The following is a 21400-nucleotide window of genomic DNA, read 5'->3' as shown; positions in this document are numbered from 1 at the left end:
CCATGGAGAACCGAAGCGAAGCCATCCGCGGGGTCGCCGGATGCATGGTCGCCGCCGCCGGCGGGGCCACCGGGATGCTCGCCTGGGCCCCCTACGGCCGGCGCGGGATCTTCGGTGGCTTCGAGGGCGAGTCGGAGTGGAACGTGCTCCTGCTCGGCCTGCCGGTCATGACTCTCGGCGGCATCGCGGCCGGGCTCGCGCTCTTCGCCCTCGTACAGGGGAAGTGGCGGCAGGCGCTCGGGGCGGCGGCGTTCCTGACGGCCCTTGCCGGCTTCGGGGTGGCGTTCGACGTACTGGAAGGACCGCCGCTGAACTGCGGGCCGGGGTGCTGACTCCCGGCCCGCACCGTGCCCGGCGCGTCGGCCCGCACCGTGCCCGACCCGCCCCCCTGCTCACCCCGTCACAGCTCGACGCGCAGTTCCTTCAGGCCCCTGATCACATAACCCGGGTTCCACTCCGGCTCGGCCGCCAGTCTCAGGTTCGGGGCGCGGCGCAGCAACTCACCGAAGGAAGCGGCCAGTTCGACCCGGGCCAGCGGGGCGCCCAGGCAGAAGTGGATGCCGGCGCCGAAGGTGATGTGGGGGTTCTCCCGGCGGGCCAGGTCCAGGGTGTCCGGGGCCGGGAAGCGGGCCGGGTCGCGGTTGGCGGAGCCGAAGAGCAGGGCCACCTCGGAGCCGCGCGGAATGACTGTGCCGTCGATCTCGATGTCGTCGAGGACCCAGCGCTCGAACATCTGCAGCGGAGTGTCGTACCGCATCAGTTCCTCGATCGCCGTCGGCAGCAGCCCGTGGTCGGTGCGCAGGGCGGCCAACTGCTCGGGGTGGCGCAGCAGCGTCCACCAGCCGTTCACCGTGGTGTTGACGGTCGCCTCATGGCCCGCGTTGAGCAGCAGCACACAGGTGGAGATCATCTCCTGCTCGCTCAGCCGCTCCCCCTCGTCGTGGGCGGCGATGAGCGCGGAGATCAGATCCGTACCGGGGTTCTTGCGCCGCTCCTTGATCAGCTCGCGCAGATACGCGGAGAAGTCGAGCGAGGCGCGGACGGCGGCACGGGCGGTGTCGTCGGACGGATTCAGTTCAAACATTCCGCAGATCGCCGCCGACCAGGGCCGTAGCGGGGCACGGTCGGACTCCGGGATGCCGAGCATCTCGGCGATGACGGCCACGGGCAGCGGTTCGGCGACGGCCGTCAGCAGATCGCCGCCGCCCGCCTCGACGAACGAGTCGACCAGCCCGGCGGCCAGCCGCCGCACGGTCGGGACGAGCTGCTCGACCGTACGCGGAGTGAACGCCTTGGAGACCAGGCGCCGGATCCGGGTGTGGTCGGGGGCCTCCAGGTCGAGGAGCCCCTGCCCGTTGAGGGTGTGGAAGGGCTCGTGCTCGGCGGGCGGCGGCGTACGGCCGAACTCCTCGTGGGTGAAGCGGTGGAGATACGTACGGCCCAGGCGGCGGTCGCGCAGCAGCGCGGACACATCGAAGTGGTGCGGGACGAGCCACTGGTCGGTCGGCTCGAAGTAGTGCACCCGGCCGGCTGCACGCAGCGCGGCGTAGGCCGGGTACGGGTCGGCGACGAACGCCGGGGACCAGGGGTCGAAGAGGGCGAAGGGGGCGTCGGCCCCGGAACGTGAGGACGGGTGCATATAGGGACGCTAACCGGACGCGACGGCCGCCGACCACCCACCCCTGGGTCCCGGCAGCCGCCTGCCCCGGGCCCCGTCGCCGACCAGCGACCCCGAACTCCCCGGGCTTCTCAGGACGGCGTGACCAGCCGGGCCTCGTACGCGAAGACCGCCGCCTGCGTGCGGTCGCGCAGCCCCAGCTTCACCAGGATGCGGCTCACATGCGTCTTGATGGTGGACTCGGCAACCACCAGATGCGAGGCGATCTCGGCGTTGGACCGGCCCTGCGCAATGAGGACGAGCACCTCCGTCTCGCGCTCCGTGAGGTCGCCGATCCGGGCGAAGGCGGGCAGGCGCGGGGTCTCGGCGAGCTTCGAGAACTCATTGATCAGCCGCTTGGTGACGGTCGGGGCGAGCAGCGCCTCGCCGGCGGCCACCACCCGTACTCCGTCGGCGAGTTGGCGGGCGGAGGCGTCCTTGAGGAGGAAGCCGGACGCCCCGGCGCGCAGCGCCTGGTACACGTACTCGTCGAGGTCGAAGGTGGTCAGTACCAGCACCTTGGCGTCCGCGTCGGCGGCGACGATCTCGCGGGTGGCCTCGATGCCATTGAGCTCCGGCATCCGGATGTCCATCAGCACCACGTCGGGGCGCAGCGCCGCGACCTGCGCGATGGCCTGTCGGCCGTCGACGGCCTCGCCGACGACCTCGATCCCCGGCATGGCGTTGAGCAGCACCGAGAAGCCCTCGCGGACCATCATCTGGTCGTCGACGATCAGCACCCGGATGGCGGGGGCGGTGGGGATGGTCATGCCTTCTCTCCCTGTTCCGCCTGCGCCTTGTGCGACTCGTGCGACTTGTGCGTCCCGTTCGGCTCGTCCGTGTCGCAGGTGAGTTGGACGGGGATGAACGCGGTGATCTCGTAACCGCCCTCCTCCGTCGCCTCGGCCGTCATGTCGCCGTTCAGCATCGCGACCCGCTCCCGCATCCCCGTGATCCCGTGACCGGCCCCCGGCGAGGGCTTGACCGGACCGGTCGGCGGCCCGTTGACGACGCGCAGACCGAGTCCGCCCAGCACATAGCCGATCTCCACCTTGGCGGTGGCGCCCGGTGCGTGCCGCAGCGTGTTGCTGAGGGCCTCCTGAATGATCCGGTACGCCGACAGCTCGACGCCCTGCGGCAGTTCACGTACCGCGCCGGTGACCGTCTTCTCCGTCTCCAGACCGGCCTCGCGCACATTGGCGAGGAGCCCGTCGAGCTGGGCGAGGGTGGGCTGCGGGGCGTCCGGCGCCTGGTAGTCCTCGGCCCGTACGACGCCGAGGACCCGGCGCAGTTCGGTGAGGGCGGCGACCGCGTTCTCCCGGATCGTGACGAAGGCCTGCTCCAGCTCGGGCGGCGGATTCTCCACCCGGTACGGGGCGGCCTCGGCCTGGATCGCGACGACCGACATGTGGTGGGCGACCACGTCGTGCAGCTCACGGGCGATGGTGGTGCGCTCCTCGAGCAGTGTGCGCCGGTCGCGTTCGACAGCGGTCACGGTGCGCTGCACGGTGACCTCGCGCTCCGCGTCGCGACGGATCTGCACCACGGCCACCACCAGCAGCGCGAACGCGGAGGCCATGGCAAAGGCGGCGGTGGTCGAGGTGGAGCGCCAGCCGCCGAAGTTCTCCAGCACGGTGCCGAACACCACGGTGAAGCCCCACATCCAGGCGGCGGTACGGGGCCGGGTCCGGGCCGCGACCACGACCAGCACCGTCAGATGCGAGACGAAGGTGCTCGGCGCCCATGGCCAGTAACCACCGCTGGCGACCGCCGCGAACGGGGTGAGCGCCATCGAAATCCAGAACGCGCCGACCGGCCTGACCAGCGTCATCAGTACGGAGACCACAGGGAGCAGCACGATCAGGACGAGGTCGACCACGGAACGCAGACCGAAGGAGTCCGACGAGACGAGGCCTATGAAGGCCGTGAGCAGTGCGGCGGCCCCGACCAGCGCGTGAGGTGTCCGGGCGGCACGCTCACGCATCCGCTCCGGCAGCTGTCGCAGCAGCGGCCCGTCGGTCCGTATCCGCTCCAACGGACGGTATTCGAAGGCGTTGCGGAAAAGGTCCTGCCGCAGGCCGCCCAACGCCCCTGCGGCCAGTCGGAACTCGGGGCTTCTGCTCTTGGTCTCGGTCACGTTTCCAAAGGTAGGGGCCGGTGCGGCCCGGGTCGTCAGCAGTGATACGGATCCTGCGCCGTCCGTCGCAAGTACTACGGGGCCCCACCGGCGCCGGACCGCCCGCTCACCAGGCGAGCTGGGCGAGCTCCTCCGCCACCACCGCGCACGCGTCGCTGGCCGGGTCGATCAGCGGGTAGTGACCGACGTCGGGCAGCAGGGTCAGGCCCACCGTCTCCCCCGCCTTCGCCGCCGCGTCGACGAACGCCTCCGAGACGGCCTGCGGCACATCGATGTCGGTGGTGCCCTGCACCACCGTGGTCGCGATCCCGGTGGGCAGCAGCACGGCCGGGTCGGCGTGCGGGGCCCGCTCCTCGAAGTCCTCCTCGCGGCCGAGGAATTGACCGACCGCCCCCGAGCACACGTCCAGCTCTACGGCCGTGGTGAAGTCGGCGATCGGCGCGAGGGCGACGACACCCCGCAGCGGCGGCGGCGCGGGCAGCCGCCACGGCGAGCCCTCGGCCAGTACGTGCCGGGCGGCGGCCCACAGGGCGAGCTGCCCGCCGGCGGAGTGCCCGGTGACGACGATCCGCCGGGCGTCGGCCTGCGGAAGTTCCCGGGCCAGCAGGGCCGGCAGCGCGTCCATCGCCGCGGCGACGTCGTCGAAGGTCTCCGGCCAACGGCCCGCGACCGGACCGGAACCCCGCTGCTGCGGGATCTCGCTGCCGCACCGGTACTCGACGCTGGCGACGGCGAACCCGCGCCGGGCCAGGAAGTCCGCGAACGGCGACACGTGCTGCCGGTCGTACGGCGCCCGCCACGCCCCGCCGTGCATGACGACCACGACGGGCGCACCGGTCCGGCCGTCGCGCGGGGCGTAGAAGTCGATCACCTGGTCGGGATGGTTGCCGTAGGCGGCCGATGCATCGGGAGCGACCGGTGGATGCGAGAGTGCCGACTCGGTCTCGGCTGCGTCACGATCACGCGCGGCAGAATCCGACATGCTGCTCCAACCGTCCTGTATCCGAGCCCAACAGCTCAACAACCCAACAGCCCAACTGGCCTGACCTGCGGGGACGGTACCAGTACGGAAGGTTCCCGTCCCCGCCGACGGATCACGCGGGGGCCCCTGGGTCCCAGCTGCTAGGGCTTCAGCACCTCACCCAGTACGCGCGCCGCCCGTTCCACGTCCGCGAACCCCACGTACAGCGGCGTGAACCCGAACCGCAGCACGTCCGGTCGCCGCAGATCCCCGACGACACCCCGCGCGATGAGCGCGCTCATCACCGGTTCCGCGTCCTCGCAGCGCAGCGCGACCTGGCTGCCGCGCTCCGCGTGCGCGGTCGGGGTGACGGAGGTGACCCGGCCCTCGGACACATGCTCGGCGACGCACTCCAGGAAGAAGTCCGTCAGCGCCAGGGACTTGGCCCGTACCGCCTCGATCGACACCCCGTTCCACACGTCCAGCGACGCTTCGAGCGCCAGCATGGAGAGGATGTCGGGGGTGCCGACCCTGCCCCGTACGGCACCGTCCGCCGGGGCGTACCCCGGTGTCATGCCGAACGGGTCGGCGTGCGACGTCCACCCCGGCAGGGGCGAGTCGAAGGCTGCCTGGTGGCGCTCGGCGACGTACAGGTAGGCGGGCGAACCGGGGCCGCCGTTCAGGTACTTGTACGTGCAGCCGACCGCGAGGTCCACGCCGTGCGCGTCGAGGCCGACGGGCAGGGCGCCCGCGCTGTGGCACAGGTCCCAGACGGCGAGGCCGCCCGCCGCGTGCACGGCGGCGGTGAGTCCGGGCAGGTCGTGGAGCCTGCCGGTGCGGTAGTCGACATGGTTGAGCAGAACGGCCGCGGTACGGGGGCCGAGGGCGTCCGGCACCTCGGCGGGGACGACCGGGACGAGCCGGTGGCCGGTCATCCGGGCCGCGGATGCGGCGATGTATCCGTCCGTGGGAAATGTCGTCGCGTCGACGAGGATCTCGTCGCGGCCCTCCGCCGCCAGCCGGCTCGCGGCGACGACGGCCTTGAAGACGTTCACACTGGTCGAGTCGCCGACGACGATCTGCCCGGCGGCGGCCCCGACGAGCGGGGCGATGCGGTCGCCGATCCGCTCGGGCGCGGTCCACCAGCCGCTCTCGCCCCAGGACCGGATGCGTAGCTCGCCCCACTCGCGGGTGAGGACCTCCTGCACCCGGGCGGGTACATGAGCGGGCAGCGCACCGAGCGAGTTGCCGTCGAGGTAGACGGTGTCGTCGAGGGTGAACAGCTTGCGCAGATCGGCGAGCCGGTCGGCGGCGTCGAGTGCCGCGGCCCGCGCGGCGAAGGTCTCAGACATGGCTGCGCGCCGTCCACAGCTCGGGGAAGACGTTCTTCGTGGCCCGTTTCTCCAGCCACGCGACCCCGGCGGAACCGCCGGTCCCGGTCTTCGAGCCCATCGCGCGCCGGGTGGCGACGAGATGGTCGTTGCGCCAGCGCCACACCAGTTCACCGACGTCGGTGAGCGCCTCGCCGAGCCGGACCAGCTCGTCGTGCTGGTCGGGGTTGGCGTAGATCTCCGCCCAGACGGCCTCGACCTCGGGGGACGACTCGTACTTCTGTGTCAGGTCCCGGCCGAGCACGGCCTGCGGCACGGCGTGGCCGCGCCGGGCGAGCAGGGCGAGCGTCTCGTCGTACAGACTCGGTTCGCCGAGCGCCTTCTCCAGCTCGGCGTGGACGCGGGGCGCGCCCCGGTGCGGCACGAGCATGGACGCGGACTTGTCGCCGAGCAGGAACTCCATCCGCCGGTACATCGCCGACTGGAAGCCGGATCCCTCACCGAGGGCGGCACGGTAGGAGTTGAACTGGGCGGGGGTGAGCTGGGCGAGCGGCGTCCAGGAGGCGTTGAGCGCCTCCAGTTCCCGCACCGACCGCTTGAGCGCGTCGCGTGCGACGGGCAGCCGGTCCTCGCGCAGGGCGTGCGCGGCGGTCTCCCACTCGTGGACGATGACGGTGAACCACAGTTCCATGACCTGGGTGGTGACCAGGAAGACCATTTCGCCCGGATCGTCGGAGCGAAGGTGCTGGAGATGGGTCAGGACATCCGCCTGGACATAGTCCTCGTACGGAGTCGTTCCCGCGAAGTCGAGGTGCGGGGTCTGCGCACCGGTGGCTTCGGGGTCGGGGTGGATCGTCGACATTGCTGTCTCCTCGACACAAGCTTCCGGGTAGCGGTCCGCCCCTTCCGTGAGGTGGTGGAGCTCCGGTCCCCTGCCCGCATCCTAAACGGAGCCCGCAGGAGCGCGCAGACCCCGCAGATACCGGTACATCTGCGGGGTCCGGAACGTCACAAGGTGTACGTGTACGTCTGGCCGAGGGGCTCGGTCGCCCCCGGCCGAGGGCCTCGGTCGCCTCTAGCCGAGCGTCTCGGCGGCGGTCGGCGAGGAGTCGCGCAGAAACGTCGAGCAGCGCTCGTACTCCTCCTGCTCGCCGATCGCCTGGGCGGCCCGCGCCAGGGCGTGCAGGGCGCGCAGGAAGCCGCGGTTCGGCTCGTGCTCGAACGGTACGGGGCCGTGGCCCTTCCAGCCGGCCCTGCGCAGCGCGTCGAGGCCGCGGTGGTAGCCGGTGCGGGCGTAGGCGTACGACTCGATGACGCGGCCGCCCTCGAACGCCTCGTCGGCGAGCTGTGCCCAGGCCAGGGAGGAGGTCGGGTACTTCGCGGCGACGTCGGCGGGGGCCGTGCCGTTCGCGAGCAGCTCGCGCGGCTCCGGGTCGTCGGGCAGGTGGGTCGGGGGAGGCCCCCCGAGCAGGTTCTCGTGGATCGACATGGGTTCAAGTGTGCCTGGCAGATGCGCGCCGGGGGTACTCGGACGCCGTGCGGTGGGTCAGTTCGCGCCGGGAGTACCCGGGCGCCCCGGGGAGGGCCGGTTCGCGCCCGGCTTCCCCGCCTCCTCGTGCGTGGGTTCCAGGGGCGGCGCGACGACACCGCAGTGCACCGTGCACTCGGGGCGCGCCTTCTCCTTCTCGTCCGCCGTGACGGGGGGCTTGCGTACGGTCGCCCAGGCGATCAACGAGCCCAGCACGAGCAGCCCGGCACACATCGGCATGGCCCGCCGGAACGTCGCGGCGAACTCGTCGGCGTTCCGGTAGGCCTCCGGGCCCATCCCGGCGAGCAGCGGCAGCGCGGCCACCGCGATCAGCCCGGCGGCGCGGGCGGCCGCATTGTTGATCCCGCTGGCGAGGCCGGCCCGTGCGGTGTCCACGGAGGCCAGGACGGTCGCGGTGAGCGGTGCCACCAGGGTGACGAGTCCGACGCCGAGCACACCGACCGCGGGGAGCACATCGGTGAGGTAGGCGGAGACGGAGTTCGACCCCGGCCCGACCCGCAGCATCAGGAGCATCCCGGTGGCGGCCACCAGTGGGCCGACGGTGAGCGGAATGCGGGGCCCGATGCGCTGCCCGAGTTCGCCCGAGGAGGCCGAGAAGAGCAGCATCAGCACGGTCGTGGGCAGCAGGGCCGTGCCGGCGCCGAGGGCCGAGTACCCGGCCACGACCTGGAGCTGGATCGCGGAGAGGAAGAAGTAACCGCCGAGCGCCGCGTACACACAGAGGGTGATGATGTTGACGACGGTGAACTGCCGGGAAGCGAACACCGAAGGCGGCAGCATCGGGTCCGCCCGCCTCCGCTCCACCTGCACGAACACCACCCCGAGGACGATCCCGCCGACGGCCGCCCCGATCACCACCGCGGACGCCCCCTGTCCCGGCGCCTCGATCAGCGCATAGGTCACCAGGGCGAGGGCGAGCGCGCCGAGCACGGCGCCCAGCACGTCGAAGCGCCCGTGTGCGTCGGGGTCGCGCGATTCCGGTACGTGGCGCAGCGCCACCGGCAGACAGACCGCGGCGACCGGTATGTTGAGCAGGAAAACCCATCGCCAGCCGGGCCCGTCGACGAGCCAGCCGCCGACGAACGGCCCGATGGCGGCGCCGACCCCGCCGAGCCCCGACCACAGTCCGACCGCGCGGGCCCGGTCGTCCGGATGGAAGCTCGCCTGGATCAGTGCCAGCGAACCGGGTGTGAGGAGAGCCCCGCCGATGCCCTGGAGGGCGCGGGCGGCGATCAGGACGGCGGAGTTCGGCGCGATGCCGCAGATCACGGACGCGGCGGCGAACCAGACGACTCCGACGACGAAGACCCGCCGCCGGCCGTACCGGTCGCCGAGGGCGCCACCGAGAAGGATCAGCCCGGCGAGGGTCAGCATGTAGGCGTTGACGGTCCACTGGAGGGCGGCCAGATCGGTGCCGAGGTCCTTGCCGATGCGGGGCAGGGCGACGTTGATGACGGTGGAGTCGAGCAGGGCCATGCTGGAGCCGAGGACGGTGGTGAGGATGACCCAGCGTCCGAGTGCGGAGGCGGCACGAATCTCACCGGCGGGTGTCTCGCCCATACGAGCAGCATCCTCGCTCCCCGTCCGCGAGGCCAGTCCGGATCCGGTGCCGCGTCGGGCAGCGTCTGCCTGTCCCGGCACGCTGCCCGGATGAACGTCGGACCCGCGCGCGCGAAACCTCCTCGGCTTCCTCGGCCTGTCGGCCCAGGTCCGGAACCTGTCCGGCCCGATGGCCGAGGAGTCAGAGCGCTACCGCCCGCACCGCCCGGATCAGTGCCTCCACGCCTGCCTCCGCCTTGGACCGCGGACACCCGACGTTCAGCCGCACAAAGCCCTCCGCCCCGTACACCGCCCCCGGCATCACCGCGACCTTCTCGCGCTCGATCAGCACCCGCTGCAACGCCTCGTCGTCGCCGACGCCCGCCGGGCGCAGATCGATCCACGCCAGATAGCCGGCCTGTGGCGGCCGCCATCCCAGTTCCGGAAACGCCTCGTTCAGCCGTTCCGCGACCAGCGCCAGATTCCCGGCGACATACGAGCGGACCTCGTCCAGCCACGCCCCGGCCTCCCGGTACGCGGCGATGTGCGCGGTCAGTGACAGCACCGCCGGGGAGGCGAGCCCCTCTGCCGTCTCCATCCGGCGCAGGAACTCCGCCCGGTCGGCCGGATCGCCGATCAGCCCGTACGAGCCGGTCAACGCCGGGAAGTTGAACGCCTTCGACGCGGAGGAGATCACCGCCCAGCGCCCGTCGCCCCCGACCCGCGTCCACGGCACATGCACATGCCCCTCGTGCACGAAGTCCGCATGGATCTCGTCGCTGATCACCGCGACCCCGTACCGCGCGGCGAGCGCCGACATCTCGCTCAGTTCGGCCTCCGTCCATACCCGGCCCGTCGGGTTGTGCGGCGAACACACGAGAAGGACCTTGCTGTCGGGGCGGGCGAGTTCGCGTTCCAGCGCGACCGCGTCTCCCACCGGCACGCCCCGCAGATCGCGCCCGAGCCCGGTGATCGCCTTGCGGAAACCGTCGTACGTCGGGGCGTGGACGACCACGCCCTCGCCCTCGGCCGTCCACATCTGCAGCAGCTGCGAGAGCTGGCTGAGCACGGACGGCCCGTACACCAGCTGCCCGGTGTCGATCCGTGTCCCGTACCGGGTCGCGTACCAGTGGGCTATCGCCGAGCGGAAGTCGTCCTGCTGCCAGGTCGTGTAGCCGAACACCCCGTGGTCCAGACGGGCCCGAAGCGCGCTCAGCACCTCCGGTGCGGTCTCGAAGTCCATGTCGGAGATGGTGAACGGCAGCAGCCCGTCCACCCCGAACCGGTCCGCGACCCCGTCCCACTGGACGCACCAGGTGCCCCGGCGGTCGACGACGGTGTCGAAGTCATAGCGGGCGCTGGAACTCACAGGGATCCCTCACTTCTTCTCTCGGACATGCCGTGGGCCCGGCACCCCAAGGGGTACCGGGCCCACGGCCACACTTCGTACCGGCTGCTACTTCAGCTTGGTGCCGGTGGAACGCAGGTTGGCGCAGGCCTCCGTGACGCGCTTGGCCATGCCCGCCTCGGCGGACTTGCCCCAGCTGCGCGGGTCGTAGACCTTCTTGTTGCCGACCTCGCCGTCGACCTTCAGCACACCGTCGTAGTTGCGGAACACGTGGTCCACGATCGGGCGGGTGAAGGCGTACTGGGTGTCGGTGTCGAGGTTCATCTTCACGACGCCGTTCTCCAGCGCCGTGGCGATCTCCTGCTCGGTGGAGCCGGAGCCGCCGTGGAAGACGAAGTCGAAGGGCGACGACTTGCCGTACTTGGCGGCGACGCCCTCCTGGAGGTCCTTCAGCAGCTCGGGACGGAGCACGACGTTGCCCGGCTTGTAGACGCCGTGGACGTTGCCGAAGGACGCGGCCAGCAGGTAGCGGCCCTTCTCGCCCAGGCCGAGCGCCTCGGCGGTACGCAGCGCGTCGTCGACGGTCGTGTACAGCTCGTCGTTGATCTCGTGCGTGACGCCGTCCTCCTCGCCACCGGTCGGGGTGATCTCGACCTCAAGAATGATCTTGGCGGCGGCGGCCTTGGCGAGCAGTTCCTGGCCGATGGCCAGGTTGTCGGCGAGGGTCTCGGCCGAGCCGTCCCACATGTGGGACTGGAACAGCGGGTTCTGTCCCTTGGCGACGCGCTCGGCGGAGATGTCGAGCAGCGGACGTACGTAACCGTCCAGCTTGTCCTTCGGGCAGTGGTCGGTGTGCAGCGCGACCGTGACGTCGTACTTGGCGGCGACGATGTGCGCGAACTCGGCGAGGGCGACGGCGCCCGTGACCATGTCCTTGTTGTGCTGGCCGCCCAGGAACTCCGCCCCACCGGTGGAGATCTGGACGATGCCGTCGCTCTCCGCCTCCGCGAAGCCGCGCAGTGCAGCGTGCAGGGTCTGGGTCGACGTCACATTGATGGCCGGGTAGGCGAACTTGCCTGCCTTCGCCCGGTCGAGCATCTCGGCGTAGACCTCGGGGGTTGCGATGGGCATCTGTCCGCTCCTTGGGATGTGCGGGTGTGCGTTGCTGGTTCCCTGACCTGGGGGCGACGTCATCGTCGCCCCCATCTTCCCAGACTCTCGCTCCGGCTCCACCCGGCCTGGTCCCTCAACGTTCGGACCGGGGAGCGGAAGGCATACGACAAGGGTGGACGGTTTCACGTGAAACCATCCACCCTTGAAGAAAATCGCAGGTCAGACCAGCAATCAGGCCAGGTCGAGGTCCGCCACCGTGTAGGCGTGGACGTACGGGAGACCGGCCTCGGCGATGGCCGGAGCCGCACCCCGCTCCACGATCGTGGCGACGGCGACGACCTCGCCACCGGCCTCGCGCACCGCCTCGACGGCCGTCAGCGGCGAACCGCCGGTCGTCGAGGTGTCCTCGACGACCAGGCAGCGGCGACCCTTCACGTCCGTGCCCTCGATGCGGCGCTGCATCCCGTGCGCCTTCTGCGCCTTGCGGACGACGAACGCGTCCAGCTCCTGCCCACGCGCAGCGGAGGCGTGCAGCATCGAGGTGGCGACCGGGTCGGCGCCCAGCGTCAGCCCGCCCACGCAGTCGTAGTCCAGCTCGGCGGTGGCATCGAGCATGACCTGACCGACCATCGGAGCGGCCTTGCCATCCAGCGTGATGCGGCGCAGGTCGATGTACCAGTCGGCCTCAAGACCCGAGGAGAGGGTCACCTTGCCGTGTACCACGGCCTTGTCCTTGATCTGCTGGAGCAGCTCAGCACGTACGTCAGTCATGGCTACGAGCTTAAGGTGCCCGTGTCGGGGCCCGCGCCGCTGCCGTGTCGGGGCCCGCGCCGGCAACGGGTCACGGCCTGCATGGGTACCGGGTCGAAGCGCGCACCGCTGTCGGGTCAGAGCCTGCGCCAGTTCCAGGTCGTCGCGATCTCCAGCGGCTCGATCGGCGTGACATACCGGGGCGCGGTGTTCAGCCCGTTCGGCGGGCCGGACTGCGGCTCCACACAGACCGCCTCGGCCTGCTCGTCGTAGATCACGACCCACTCGGCCCGGCTCTTCACGGTCAGTTGCAGCTGCTCCGGCCAGGTGAGCGTCACGTCGACGCCGTCCGGCATCCCGAAGCAGTCGTCCCACGGGCCGGGCAGGGGCGGGATGCGGCGGCCGGTCGGCAGATGGTTCTCGCCACGTTCCTCCTGCCAGGCCGCATCGAAGGCGATCTCCACGTTCTTGCCGCCGCCGAGATCCCGCAGGAACCAGGGGTGCCAGCCGGCCTGCGCCGGGAACGAATCCCCGTACGTCTCGATGCCGAACGCAAGCGTGAGCGAGTCCTCGGACAACTCGAAGGTCTGGGTCACCCGGCCCGGATACGGCCAGGGATCGGCAAGGTCGTAGTAGAACGCGGCCTCCCGCTCGCCCACCCGGGCGGTGCGCCAGGCGGTGTCCCTGCCGGTGCCGTGGATGGCGTGCGGCGGGGAGTTCAGCGGCAACCGGTGCGGGACGTCGCCGTTGTGGAAGAGCCCGTTCTCGGTGCGCCCGCACCACGGCACCATCGGGAAGCAGCCGTACTGCTCCCCCTGCCGCAGCACCTCGGTGCCACCGATCCGCAGACTGCTGATGCGACAGCCGTCGGCGGGGCTCACGGTCAACTCTGCATCGCCGACGGACAGCCGGACGTCCTTCTCGCTGCTACTCACCCGACCGACATTACTGGCGCTGCTACCTCTGCCGACATTACCGGCGCTGCTACCTCCGCCGCCTCAGCGCTCTGCTCACCACGACGGCGGAGGCGAGCGCGAGCGCGGCGGCGGGAGCGACCCAGCGGAGTGTGGCGCCCGCGGTGGTCGAATCGGGTGACGGCACGGGGGCGTACCTGCCGCGTGGCGGCGCGTGGTCGACCTCCTCGGCGCTGCGGCCGATCATGGTGCGCCTGGCTTGCGCGGCCTCGGCCGGGGGGCCGTCGGGGACGGTGAACTCCACCTCCGCCACGGGGTCGAGCGACGGCGGGGGCACGGGGGCGTCGAAGGCGGAGTCCGTGCCCGGGGGGTTCTCGGTGGAGGATGCCTCGTCCGCGGTGGCGCCGTCGCCGGTGTCGTCGCCGGTGTCGTCGCCGGCTTCCGGAGCAGTACTCCGGGTGGTGGCCGCGCCGGTCGTGTCGGCCTCCTCGGCCGCGTCCTCGATGGCCTGTTCCACGGCTTCCCCGACGGACCGCTCGGCCTCGCCGAGGTCCTCGCCCGCCAGCGTCTCCGTCACCAGCTGCTGCACAAAGCGGTCCAGCAGTCGGTGGGCCGTCGCGAGCGCCGCCGCCGGGTCCAGCTCCAGGAGGCGGCCGTCGCCGCTCGCCGTACCCGCGAACCCGATCGCCGTACCACCATCCTTCTGCGTCAGGCTGATCGTCAGAGCCAGCTTCACCGAGCCGGTCCCCCGGGCCTCGACGCCCTCGCCCGCCACCAGGATCCCGTCGTCCCCGTCCGGGCCGTCCTGCGGGGAAACGGTGAGCCGCAGCGCACCGCGGTACGTGATCGTGTGGCCGTCGACCCGGACCTTGAGCCGGCCGGACAGCGGGCCCGCGGACGCGTCGGCGTCCTGCTGGAGCCCCGGTACGCAGCGCGCGACGCGGGCAGGATCGCCCAGCGTCCGCCGAAGGGACGGGACCGGAACCGGAACGAACACCTCATGCTCCATGGAAACCGAGCCTACTCAGCCCCGGCCATCACGTCAGCGGTTCCGCGTCGCAAAGCCGCCGGGCGTACGGCGTACGGCGTCCGGCTCACCGGCCCTCCCAGTACCGCGGATGCACCAGCGTCGACGGCAGCAGCCCGCGCAGCCGTCCGCTCTCTGCCTCCCGCCCCGCGCGCATCAGCGAGGCCTGTGTCAGCGACCGCAGCTTCGGCGCCCCCGGGGCAAGGCGGAGCACCGGCGCCCCGACCGGCCGGGCGAGGACGAAACCCCAGCCCTGCTCGGCCTGCGCCCGGTGCGTGGCCCTGTCGGGGCCCGCCGCGAAATCGGAGAGCCTGCCGCTGATCCGGTACGGGCGGGTGTGCAGGCCCGCCGCCCTCATCGACGCCTCCACCGTCCAGTACGTACGCGGCCGGTTCACCGGCGGGCCCCCGTGCACCACCAGCCGGCCGCCCGGTGCGAGGGCCTCGGCGACCAGGCCGTAGAACTCCGCCGAGTAGAGCTTCGTGCCGACAGAGATCCCGGGGTCGGGCAGATCGGAGATCACCACGTCGTAGCTGCCGTGCGCGGCCCGCAGCCAGTTGAAGGCGTCGGCGTTGACGGCCGCCAGCCGCGGATCGCGGTACGCGTGGGCGTTCAGCGCGGAGAGCGCACGGTCGGTACGGGCCAACCGGGTGACGCCGGGATCGAGCTCGACGAGGGTGACGCTGCGTACGTCCGGGTAGCGCAGCACCTCCCGGGCGGCGAGACCGTCACCACCGCCCAGGATCAGGACACGGGCGCGTGGCCCGTTCATCGCCGGGTGCACCAGCGCCTCGTGGTAGCGGTACTCGTCGCGCGCGCTGACCCGCAGCCGCCCGTCCAGATACAGGTCCAGGGAGCTGCGGCCCGCCCCCGTCAGCACCACCTCCTGGACCCCGGTCTGCACCGCGACCCGCACCCCGTCCCCGTACACCGCACGCCGCGCCGCCCGCTCGAAGTCACCGACCAGCGCGGTGGCGGTGGCGAGTACGGCGATCACGGCCACATTGACGAGGATCAGCAGCCACCGGGAGCACGGGGTGAGGTCCCGTCGGAACACCCACAGCACCAGCGCCCCGCCCGCCGCCGCGTTGACCGCGCCGGTGAACAGCGCCCCGGTGAGCTGTCCCAGCACCGGCAGCAGCAGAAAGGGGAACGCGAGCCCGCCGACCAGCGCACCCACGTAGTCGGCGGCGAACAGATCCGCGACGGTCCCGCCCGCGTCCTGCCGGTCGACGCGCTGGATCAGCGTCATCAGCAGCGGGATCTCCGCCCCGATCAGGACGCCGATCGTGAGCGAGAACCCGACCAGGGCGTACCGCGACTCCCCGATCCAGGCGAACGACGCGTACAGCACGACCGCCGAGGAGCCGCCGACGAGTGCGAGCGCCGCCTCGATCAGCCCGAAACCGACTGCTGCACGGCTGCGTAAACGTTTCGCGAGGAGCGAGCCGACGCCCATCGCGAACACCATCACGGAGAGCACGACGGACGCCTGGGTGACGGAATCCCCGATCAAGTAGGAGGCCAGCGCCACCAGTTCGAGCTCGTAGACCAGACCGCAGGCAGCACAGACGAAGACAGCGGCCAGCACGAGACACCGACCGGTCCTCGGCCGCACGGGAAGACGCGCCGCGCCCCCTCGCAGCGACACCTGCTGATCGATCATGATGCGAACGCTACGTCACGACGCGGTGGCCGCCTGTCACCCACAAGGGTGTAAGTGGCGCGCCCACAACGGAGTTGGGCCGCGTCAGAGCGCTGCCGCCGGCATCCGCACTCCCACTCGGGTGCGCGTCACCACCAGCTGCCCTTCCTGCGGGTACGCATGCCAGGTGCGCCACCGCACCTGGCGCTCGGTCCGCTGGGCGAGCATGGCGGTGAAGGCGTGCGGGCTGCCGGGGAACGTCCCCGCGAGACCGTGGGGGTGGTCGGTCACGAGCGCGAGGAGCTCCTGCGCACGCCCCGCGAACGAGCCCGCCGAGAGCGTCTCGACGCGCGCCGCGAATTCGTACTCCCACTCCCCGAGCCGCTTGGAGACACCGAGCGGCAGCGGTGTGCTGCCGCCCGGGATGCACGCGACGGTTTCGGAACAGGTGCCCCGGTTCTCCTCCAGGAGCACCTGGTGGGAGGCGCCGAGCAGGCGCAGTTGGAGTCGGGCACCGGCGAGATCGAGGTCGAGCACGGCCAGGGCGGGGAGCGGTTCGCGCCCCAGCGCCCAGGCCAGGTCGGCAGCACGGGTGTCGGAATAGGCCGTCTGGAGGGTCGTGAGCATGGGTCGGCTCCGCAAACAAGCGTGGACACATGGACAGGGGACGCCTCCGACGTGATGCACGTGGGAGGTGGGAAGCGCCCGATCAGGTCCAACTCGGGTCCGAGGGCTGGATGTTCTCTCAACCGAGGGAATCACGAAGTAAGCCGCGTCCACAGCGTTTTTGCCCAACTTGACGCGGTTTCCATCCCCTCGGGGGCCTCTCGGTTCATCTGTTCACCGGTATCTCGCAAAAAGCCCCAACAAAAAGGTGCCCGGCGGGAGTTCATCCGCCGGGCACCTGTGGGGCACCGGAACCGCACGGGCCCGGCACCGGGCGTGTGGCCCTGCCCGGTCACGGATCAGCTGCCCCGTGTCAGCTGCCTCCGCCGCATCCGCCCCCGCCGCCGCCGCCGCACGAGGAGCCGCCACCGCACGAGGAGTGACCGCCGCCGCACGAATGCCCCCCGGAGTGACCGCTGCTGCTTCCGCAGGACGAGCCACCGCCACCGTCACCTCCCGCCCACCAGCTGCCACCCGCGGCGCTGCCGCCGCTCCCACCCCGGCGCACAGCCCGCCCGCTCTTCTTCTTCCGGTTGCCGGCCCCCACCAGCGAGATGACCAACCCGATCACGGCAAACGCGATCACCGCTGTGACAAAGGTTCCCACCGACCTCACGTCCTTCTGTTCCCCCGAAGCGAGGTCCCTCGCTTCCGTCCGCTTCCTGCGTGAGTGGGGGATGCCCCCGGCCCCGTACGGCCAAAGCAGACTTGAGCAACTCCAGAGCTTGCGCGCAGGATGGCGGCCATGACACAGGGACGACCGCTGCTCAACCGCCGCCTCGCCGAGTTCGGCACGACGATCTTCGCGGAGATGTCGGCGCTTGCCGTACGGACCGGCTCCATCAACCTCGGCCAGGGCTTCCCCGACACCGACGGCCCCGAAGAGATCAGAGAGGCCGCGGTACGGGCACTGCGCGCCGGGCACGGCAACCAGTACCCGCCGGGCCCCGGCGTCCCCGAACTGCGCACCGCGATCGCCGACCACCAGCAACGGCGCTACGGAATCGGCCACGACCCCGACACCGAGGTCCTGGTCACCGCGGGCGCCACCGAGGCCATCGCCGCGGCCCTGCTGGCGCTGCTGGAGCCCGGCGACGAGGTCATCGCCCTGGAGCCGTACTACGACTCGTACGCCGCCTGCATCGCCATGGCGGGCGGCAGCCGCGTCCCCGTCACCCTCCACCCCGACGCGACCACCGGCACCTACCGCCTCGACCTCGACGAACTGCGCGCCGCCGTCACCCCCCCCGCACCCGGCTGATCCTGCTCAACACCCCGCACAACCCCACCGGCACCGTCCTCACCCGCGAGGAACTCGGCACGATCGCCGCACTGGCCTGCGAGCGCGACCTCCTCGTTGTCACCGACGAGGTCTACGAGCACCTGGTCTTCGAGGGCGAGCACCTGCCGCTCGCCGGCTTCCCCGGCATGCGCGAGCGCACCGTCACCATCGGCTCCGCCGGCAAGACGTTCTCCTTCACGGGCTGGAAGGTCGGCTGAGTCAAGGCTTTTTCGCCTGCCTATTCAGATTGTGGGGCGGAAGCCCGAACACTCCCTCTCGCCGACGCACTATTTTGAATCCCAAACGACGTGCACTTGCTGAAAGTGCTTCATGACCGGGCGCGCGCCTTAGGAAAACCCAAACAGCGTGCACCCATGGGTGCGTGGCGTACGTCTTCTACTGTCCTACCTGAAACCGGGGATCACGCGGCTCACTCGCCCGCTTGGAGATCCCCCCGACCTCAGGGAGGAACCACGTGCAGCAGACGCTGATGTACGTGATCATCGCGGTCCTCGCGGCGCTTGTCGCAGCTCTTGCCGGCAGCTTCGTGACCGTCGTCGAAGGAGGGCGTCCCACGACAGCCTTCAAAGCCGGAGCATTCACCTTCGCCGGCTCCCTGACGCTCCTTATCGTGGTCATGGACGCCCTGGGGGTGGTGGGCTCATGAGCGATGCAGGTGCCCTTCGAAGGCGCATGCAGGCCGACGATCTCCTCTCCCTCGACGAGGTGCTCCTGAAGGTGCAGGTACACCGCAAGCACCTCTCGCGGCTGATGAACGCCCACGACGCGACTCGCCTGGTCCTCGGGCTGCTGTTCCTGAGCCGGAAGGCGCACGCCGCTCCCGGCACCGGCGTACCGACATGGTCGTGGTTGCTGGGTCAGCCGGCAGCGGGCGGTTCGGGAGTTCGCGCTGCCGTGAGCAAGTGTCTGGCCCACTGGCTCCCCACAACCGACGCTCTCGACGCGGGCACGAGGAGCCTGATGCCCATTCCGCCCCCTCATTCCGATGAACACCTGCACGCTCTCATCCAGGCCATCGGATCCACCCAGCGGGTCGGCCCCCTGCTCGACCAGTGCCTGCGGGACCTCTCGGCGGACCAGGCAGGCGGCAGCCACTACTTCACGCCCGTTGACATGGCGCGTCTCATGGTCGGCGCAGCCGTGCCCCGCGACAGGCACAGAGTGCTGGACCCTGTCTGCGGTTCAGGGGGTCTGCTCGTCGAGAGTCACCGCTACGTCCACGACCGCGTCGAGGTGGACCCGGCCATGTCGTTGCAGGGAAGGGAACAGCACGCCTACACCTCGCAGGTGGCTCGCATGAACTTCGCCGTGCGGGGGATCAGCGCCGACGTCTCCCCGCCCGGGGACAGCCTCGCGGAGCCCGAACGCGAGCCCCACGACATCATCCTGGCCAACCTCCCCTTCAACCAGCGCGACTGGGCGCCGGAGGACAGGACGGAGCAGAGCACCCGGCGGCCAGCTTCCCGGGTCCCTGCCGATCCCCGGTGGCCGGAGGAACCGCCGTCCCGAGGATCCGCCAACTCCGCGTGGATTCAGCACATCGCGCACGCACTCGCTCCGGCCGGACGCGCCGCCTTCCTGATGGCCGACACCGTGGCAAACACCCAACAGCTCATCACCCGAAGGCTCCGCGAACGCCTCCTGCGAGACGACCTCGTCGAGTGCGTGATCGCCCTGCCGCCCCGCGTGTTCGGGCACACCCAGACCACCGCCTGCCTGTGGGTGCTCAACAAGGACAAGAGGGCGCGTCCCGGCTGGGGCGTCCGGGACCGCCGCCGGCAGGTGCTATTCATCAACGCGCGGCGAGCCTTCGAGCTGGTCCCGGACTCAAGAGCGCGCAGGCTGGGCGAGAAGAACGCTGCACTGATTTTGCAGACCCTCGCAGCGTGGCGTGGCCTTTCCGAGGACGGCGTCGCGATCACCCCGTACAAAGACGAGACCGGATGGTCCCGAAGCTGCTCCACCGAGGAGATCGCCGGCCACGAGTACAGCCTGATGCCAACTTCGTACGCCACGGAGCCTCCCAGCCCCGAACGCGACACACGAAGCAGGATCGACCAGCTCAAGCTCGAACTGGTCGATTCGTTGGACATGATGCGCGATCTGGAACTCCGGCTGCTGGACGTCTTGGAGGAGATCTGATGGAAGCCGACACTCACCAGACCGACTCGGATACGGCGGCTTGGCCAACCACCTCCATCGCGATGGAGCAAGTCCGCAGGGATATCTACACGACCTGTGGCGTCGTCGACGACAAGGCATCCGATCAAGCGCCAGGAGTGGTCGGCTCCGAGTTCGTCCGGGACGGCAGGATCCTCTCACCCCGCATGAATGAGTACGTGTCGGGCGGTCCTCCGGCCACCCGCGCCCTCAGGCAGGGCGACTTGGCCGTCGTACTCGTCAGGAGGGTGGGCGAGTCCGCGCTGGTCACCTCCGAGCACGCAGGATGGCCGGCGACCAGGTCGATCGGCATCATCCGCGCTGAGCCGCACATCGTGCGGTGGCTGCGCATCTGGCTGCAGACGCCCACGGCGAAGGCCCGGATCGACGAGGACGTGACGGCACACGTCGAGCCCACCATCAGCCTCGACACCCTCCGCCGCATGCTGTTTCCGCTACCCCCGCCGGACATCATCGCCGCATACGACCGGGCCTTCGGCCTCATCGAGGAGATGACCTCCCTCTACGAGAAGAGCGCGCGACAGGCTATGGCACTGGCCGACACCCTCCACGACGACTGGGCGGCGGCGGAACCGTCCTGGGAAACACGGGTACTCGCCGAGGTCGCCAAACCGAAGACGGGCAAAGGTTCCGAAAGCTCGCTCCCTCCTCTGCCGACAGGACCCACCGTCGACGCGATCGCTCCGAGCGACCTCTTCGACCTCCCCGTGCCCCACGTGGAAAGGTTTCGCCTGCGAAGCCCAGCGGACGCCGGCCAGGCGGATCCTTCCGGCACCTTCATGCTGAGCACCCGTCCCGACGGCGCGCACATCGCTGTGACGCGCCGCCCGGCGACAGCCCTCAGAAGCGTCGTGGCGGTGCGCCCCATCGAGGACACGGACAGTTGGTGGCTGCTTCACGAACTCAGAAGCAGGAGCGGCGAGATCATGCAGACTGCGCAGGGCCGCAACGCCCGGGAGATCTCCGCCCTCGCCCTCAAGCGCCTGAAAGTCACCTGGCCAGACCAGTTCACGCGCACCGCCTTTCACAGGATGGCCGAGCCCCTGCACGCCACGGCGCGGCTCCTTGTCTCCAAAATCGCGACGTTGCACAACCTGCGGGACGCGCTCCTGCGCGATATCTCGGCCAAGGCCGGTGTTCTCCGGGAGCCGGCAGCACAGCCGGGAGAAGAGGGCGCTCTCGCTCCTCACCCCACTGCGTTCCCCGCACCACGCGGGGGCAAGACCGGCCATGAGCCAGGATGGTCCCCAGAGGCTCGACGGGTACCCGAGTGAGAACG

Annotated in this window: 19 protein-coding genes and 1 pseudogene; 5 read left to right on the top strand and 15 right to left on the bottom strand. The window is 70.6% G+C overall.

The genetic code is table 11. The features are described from left to right. The first annotated feature begins 2 nt into the window (after window positions 1–2). On the top strand, window positions 3–332 hold the full coding sequence (locus tag OG953_RS23320) for a hypothetical protein (protein ID WP_405686610.1): 330 nt from the start codon (window positions 3–5) through the stop codon (window positions 330–332). A gap of 68 nt (window positions 333–400) precedes the next feature. Here the strand turns inward: OG953_RS23320 and OG953_RS23315 are convergent, their stop codons facing one another. From OG953_RS23315 to OG953_RS23245, 15 genes are all read right to left on the bottom strand, one after another. Further along, the gene (locus OG953_RS23315) at window positions 401–1639 is read right to left on the bottom strand and encodes a cytochrome P450 (protein WP_405686609.1); all 1239 of its coding nucleotides are present in this window, start codon (window positions 1637–1639) and stop codon (window positions 401–403) included. A 110-nt stretch (window positions 1640–1749) separates the two neighbouring features. Next, entirely contained in the window at window positions 1750–2427 is a 678-nt protein-coding gene (locus OG953_RS23310) for a response regulator (protein WP_405686608.1), read from the bottom strand. After that, window positions 2424–3794, bottom strand: a complete 1371-nt coding sequence (locus OG953_RS23305; protein WP_405686607.1) for a sensor histidine kinase — start codon at window positions 3792–3794, stop codon at window positions 2424–2426. The genes OG953_RS23310 and OG953_RS23305 overlap by 4 nt, the downstream gene beginning before the upstream one ends. A 106-nt stretch (window positions 3795–3900) precedes the next feature. Next, complete coding sequence (locus tag OG953_RS23300; protein ID WP_405686606.1) at window positions 3901–4776, bottom strand: alpha/beta hydrolase family protein; 876 nt, start codon at window positions 4774–4776, stop codon at window positions 3901–3903. Between the two features lie 140 nt (window positions 4777–4916). Beyond that, window positions 4917–6107: a kynureninase gene (gene kynU, locus OG953_RS23295; protein ID WP_405686605.1), complete on the bottom strand. Its 1191-nt coding sequence runs from the start codon at window positions 6105–6107 to the stop codon at window positions 4917–4919. Next, window positions 6100–6948, bottom strand: a complete 849-nt coding sequence (locus OG953_RS23290) for a tryptophan 2,3-dioxygenase family protein (protein WP_405686604.1) — start codon at window positions 6946–6948, stop codon at window positions 6100–6102. Before OG953_RS23290 ends, kynU begins: the two co-directional genes overlap by 8 nt. Before the next feature lie 213 nt (window positions 6949–7161). Further along, window positions 7162–7575 (bottom strand): DUF3151 domain-containing protein, encoded by a 414-nt coding sequence (locus OG953_RS23285; RefSeq protein WP_093899369.1) that lies wholly within the window; start codon window positions 7573–7575, stop codon window positions 7162–7164. A gap of 57 nt (window positions 7576–7632) precedes the next feature. Further along, the gene (locus OG953_RS23280; protein ID WP_405686602.1) at window positions 7633–9195 is read right to left on the bottom strand and encodes an MFS transporter; all 1563 of its coding nucleotides are present in this window, start codon (window positions 9193–9195) and stop codon (window positions 7633–7635) included. Window positions 9196–9376: 181 nt separating this feature from the next. Beyond that, the gene (locus OG953_RS23275; protein WP_405686601.1) at window positions 9377–10543 is read right to left on the bottom strand and encodes a MalY/PatB family protein; all 1167 of its coding nucleotides are present in this window, start codon (window positions 10541–10543) and stop codon (window positions 9377–9379) included. An 87-nt stretch (window positions 10544–10630) separates the two neighbouring features. After that, window positions 10631–11653, bottom strand: coding sequence for a class II fructose-bisphosphate aldolase (gene fbaA, locus OG953_RS23270; RefSeq protein ID WP_327368332.1), 1023 nt, complete (start codon window positions 11651–11653; stop codon window positions 10631–10633). 213 nt (window positions 11654–11866) lie between these two features. Next, complete coding sequence (gene pyrE, locus OG953_RS23265) at window positions 11867–12406, bottom strand: orotate phosphoribosyltransferase (protein ID WP_266747121.1); 540 nt, start codon at window positions 12404–12406, stop codon at window positions 11867–11869. A 116-nt stretch (window positions 12407–12522) separates the two neighbouring features. After that, complete coding sequence (locus OG953_RS23260) at window positions 12523–13320, bottom strand: aldose 1-epimerase (RefSeq protein ID WP_405686599.1); 798 nt, start codon at window positions 13318–13320, stop codon at window positions 12523–12525. Window positions 13321–13369: 49 nt separating this feature from the next. Then, window positions 13370–14308: a carbon monoxide dehydrogenase gene (locus tag OG953_RS23255; RefSeq protein WP_405686598.1), complete on the bottom strand. Its 939-nt coding sequence runs from the start codon at window positions 14306–14308 to the stop codon at window positions 13370–13372. Window positions 14309–14393: 85 nt separating this feature from the next. Continuing rightward, a complete protein-coding gene (locus OG953_RS23250; RefSeq protein ID WP_405686597.1) occupies window positions 14394–15992 on the bottom strand; it encodes a polyamine aminopropyltransferase in 1599 nt (532 codons plus the stop codon). Window positions 15993–16076: 84 nt separating this feature from the next. Then, window positions 16077–16598, bottom strand: a complete 522-nt coding sequence (locus OG953_RS23245; RefSeq protein ID WP_405686596.1) for a DUF2617 family protein — start codon at window positions 16596–16598, stop codon at window positions 16077–16079. Window positions 16599–17382: 784 nt separating this feature from the next. Here OG953_RS23245 and OG953_RS23240 point away from each other — a divergent pair. The 4 genes and pseudogenes from OG953_RS23240 to OG953_RS23225 all read left to right on the top strand — a co-directional run. Then, window positions 17383–18134, top strand: a pseudogene (locus OG953_RS23240) (aminotransferase class I/II-fold pyridoxal phosphate-dependent enzyme); the annotation flags it as partial. Window positions 18135–18394: 260 nt separating this feature from the next. Beyond that, entirely contained in the window at window positions 18395–18586 is a 192-nt protein-coding gene (locus OG953_RS23235) for a hypothetical protein (protein ID WP_399656368.1), read from the top strand. Further along, a complete protein-coding gene (locus tag OG953_RS23230) occupies window positions 18583–20082 on the top strand; it encodes an N-6 DNA methylase (RefSeq protein ID WP_405686595.1) in 1500 nt (499 codons plus the stop codon). The genes OG953_RS23235 and OG953_RS23230 overlap by 4 nt, the downstream gene beginning before the upstream one ends. Next, entirely contained in the window at window positions 20082–21395 is a 1314-nt protein-coding gene (locus OG953_RS23225; protein WP_405686594.1) for a hypothetical protein, read from the top strand. Before OG953_RS23230 ends, OG953_RS23225 begins: the two co-directional genes overlap by 1 nt. Window positions 21396–21400 lie beyond the last annotated feature (5 nt).

Origin of the sequence: Streptomyces sp. NBC_00057, from assembly GCF_045041165.1 — a bacterium.
GTDB lineage: Bacteria > Actinomycetota > Actinomycetes > Streptomycetales > Streptomycetaceae > Streptomyces.
The sequence above is the reverse complement of the archived record's forward strand: the minus strand, read 5'-3'. Positions and strand labels throughout refer to the sequence as shown.

Excerpts from the sequence above, each read along its gene's own strand:
- OG953_RS23320 (WP_405686610.1), top strand. The coding sequence starts at position 3 with ATGGAGAACCGAAGCGAAGCCATCCGCGGGGTCGCCGGATGCATGGTC.
- OG953_RS23315 (WP_405686609.1), bottom strand. The coding sequence starts at position 1,639 with ATGCACCCGTCCTCACGTTCCGGGGCCGACGCCCCCTTCGCCCTCTTC.
- OG953_RS23310 (WP_405686608.1), bottom strand. The coding sequence starts at position 2,427 with ATGACCATCCCCACCGCCCCCGCCATCCGGGTGCTGATCGTCGACGAC.
- OG953_RS23300 (WP_405686606.1), bottom strand. The coding sequence starts at position 4,776 with ATGTCGGATTCTGCCGCGCGTGATCGTGACGCAGCCGAGACCGAGTCG.
- kynU (WP_405686605.1), bottom strand. The coding sequence starts at position 6,107 with ATGTCTGAGACCTTCGCCGCGCGGGCCGCGGCACTCGACGCCGCCGAC.
- OG953_RS23290 (WP_405686604.1), bottom strand. The coding sequence starts at position 6,948 with ATGTCGACGATCCACCCCGACCCCGAAGCCACCGGTGCGCAGACCCCG.
- OG953_RS23285 (WP_093899369.1), bottom strand. The coding sequence starts at position 7,575 with ATGTCGATCCACGAGAACCTGCTCGGGGGGCCTCCCCCGACCCACCTG.
- OG953_RS23280 (WP_405686602.1), bottom strand. The coding sequence starts at position 9,195 with ATGGGCGAGACACCCGCCGGTGAGATTCGTGCCGCCTCCGCACTCGGA.
- fbaA (WP_327368332.1), bottom strand. The coding sequence starts at position 11,653 with ATGCCCATCGCAACCCCCGAGGTCTACGCCGAGATGCTCGACCGGGCG.
- pyrE (WP_266747121.1), bottom strand. The coding sequence starts at position 12,406 with ATGACTGACGTACGTGCTGAGCTGCTCCAGCAGATCAAGGACAAGGCC.
- OG953_RS23255 (WP_405686598.1), bottom strand. The coding sequence starts at position 14,308 with ATGGAGCATGAGGTGTTCGTTCCGGTTCCGGTCCCGTCCCTTCGGCGG.
- OG953_RS23250 (WP_405686597.1), bottom strand. The coding sequence starts at position 15,992 with ATGATCGATCAGCAGGTGTCGCTGCGAGGGGGCGCGGCGCGTCTTCCC.
- OG953_RS23245 (WP_405686596.1), bottom strand. The coding sequence starts at position 16,598 with ATGCTCACGACCCTCCAGACGGCCTATTCCGACACCCGTGCTGCCGAC.
- OG953_RS23230 (WP_405686595.1), top strand. The coding sequence starts at position 18,583 with ATGAGCGATGCAGGTGCCCTTCGAAGGCGCATGCAGGCCGACGATCTC.
- OG953_RS23225 (WP_405686594.1), top strand. The coding sequence starts at position 20,082 with ATGGAAGCCGACACTCACCAGACCGACTCGGATACGGCGGCTTGGCCA.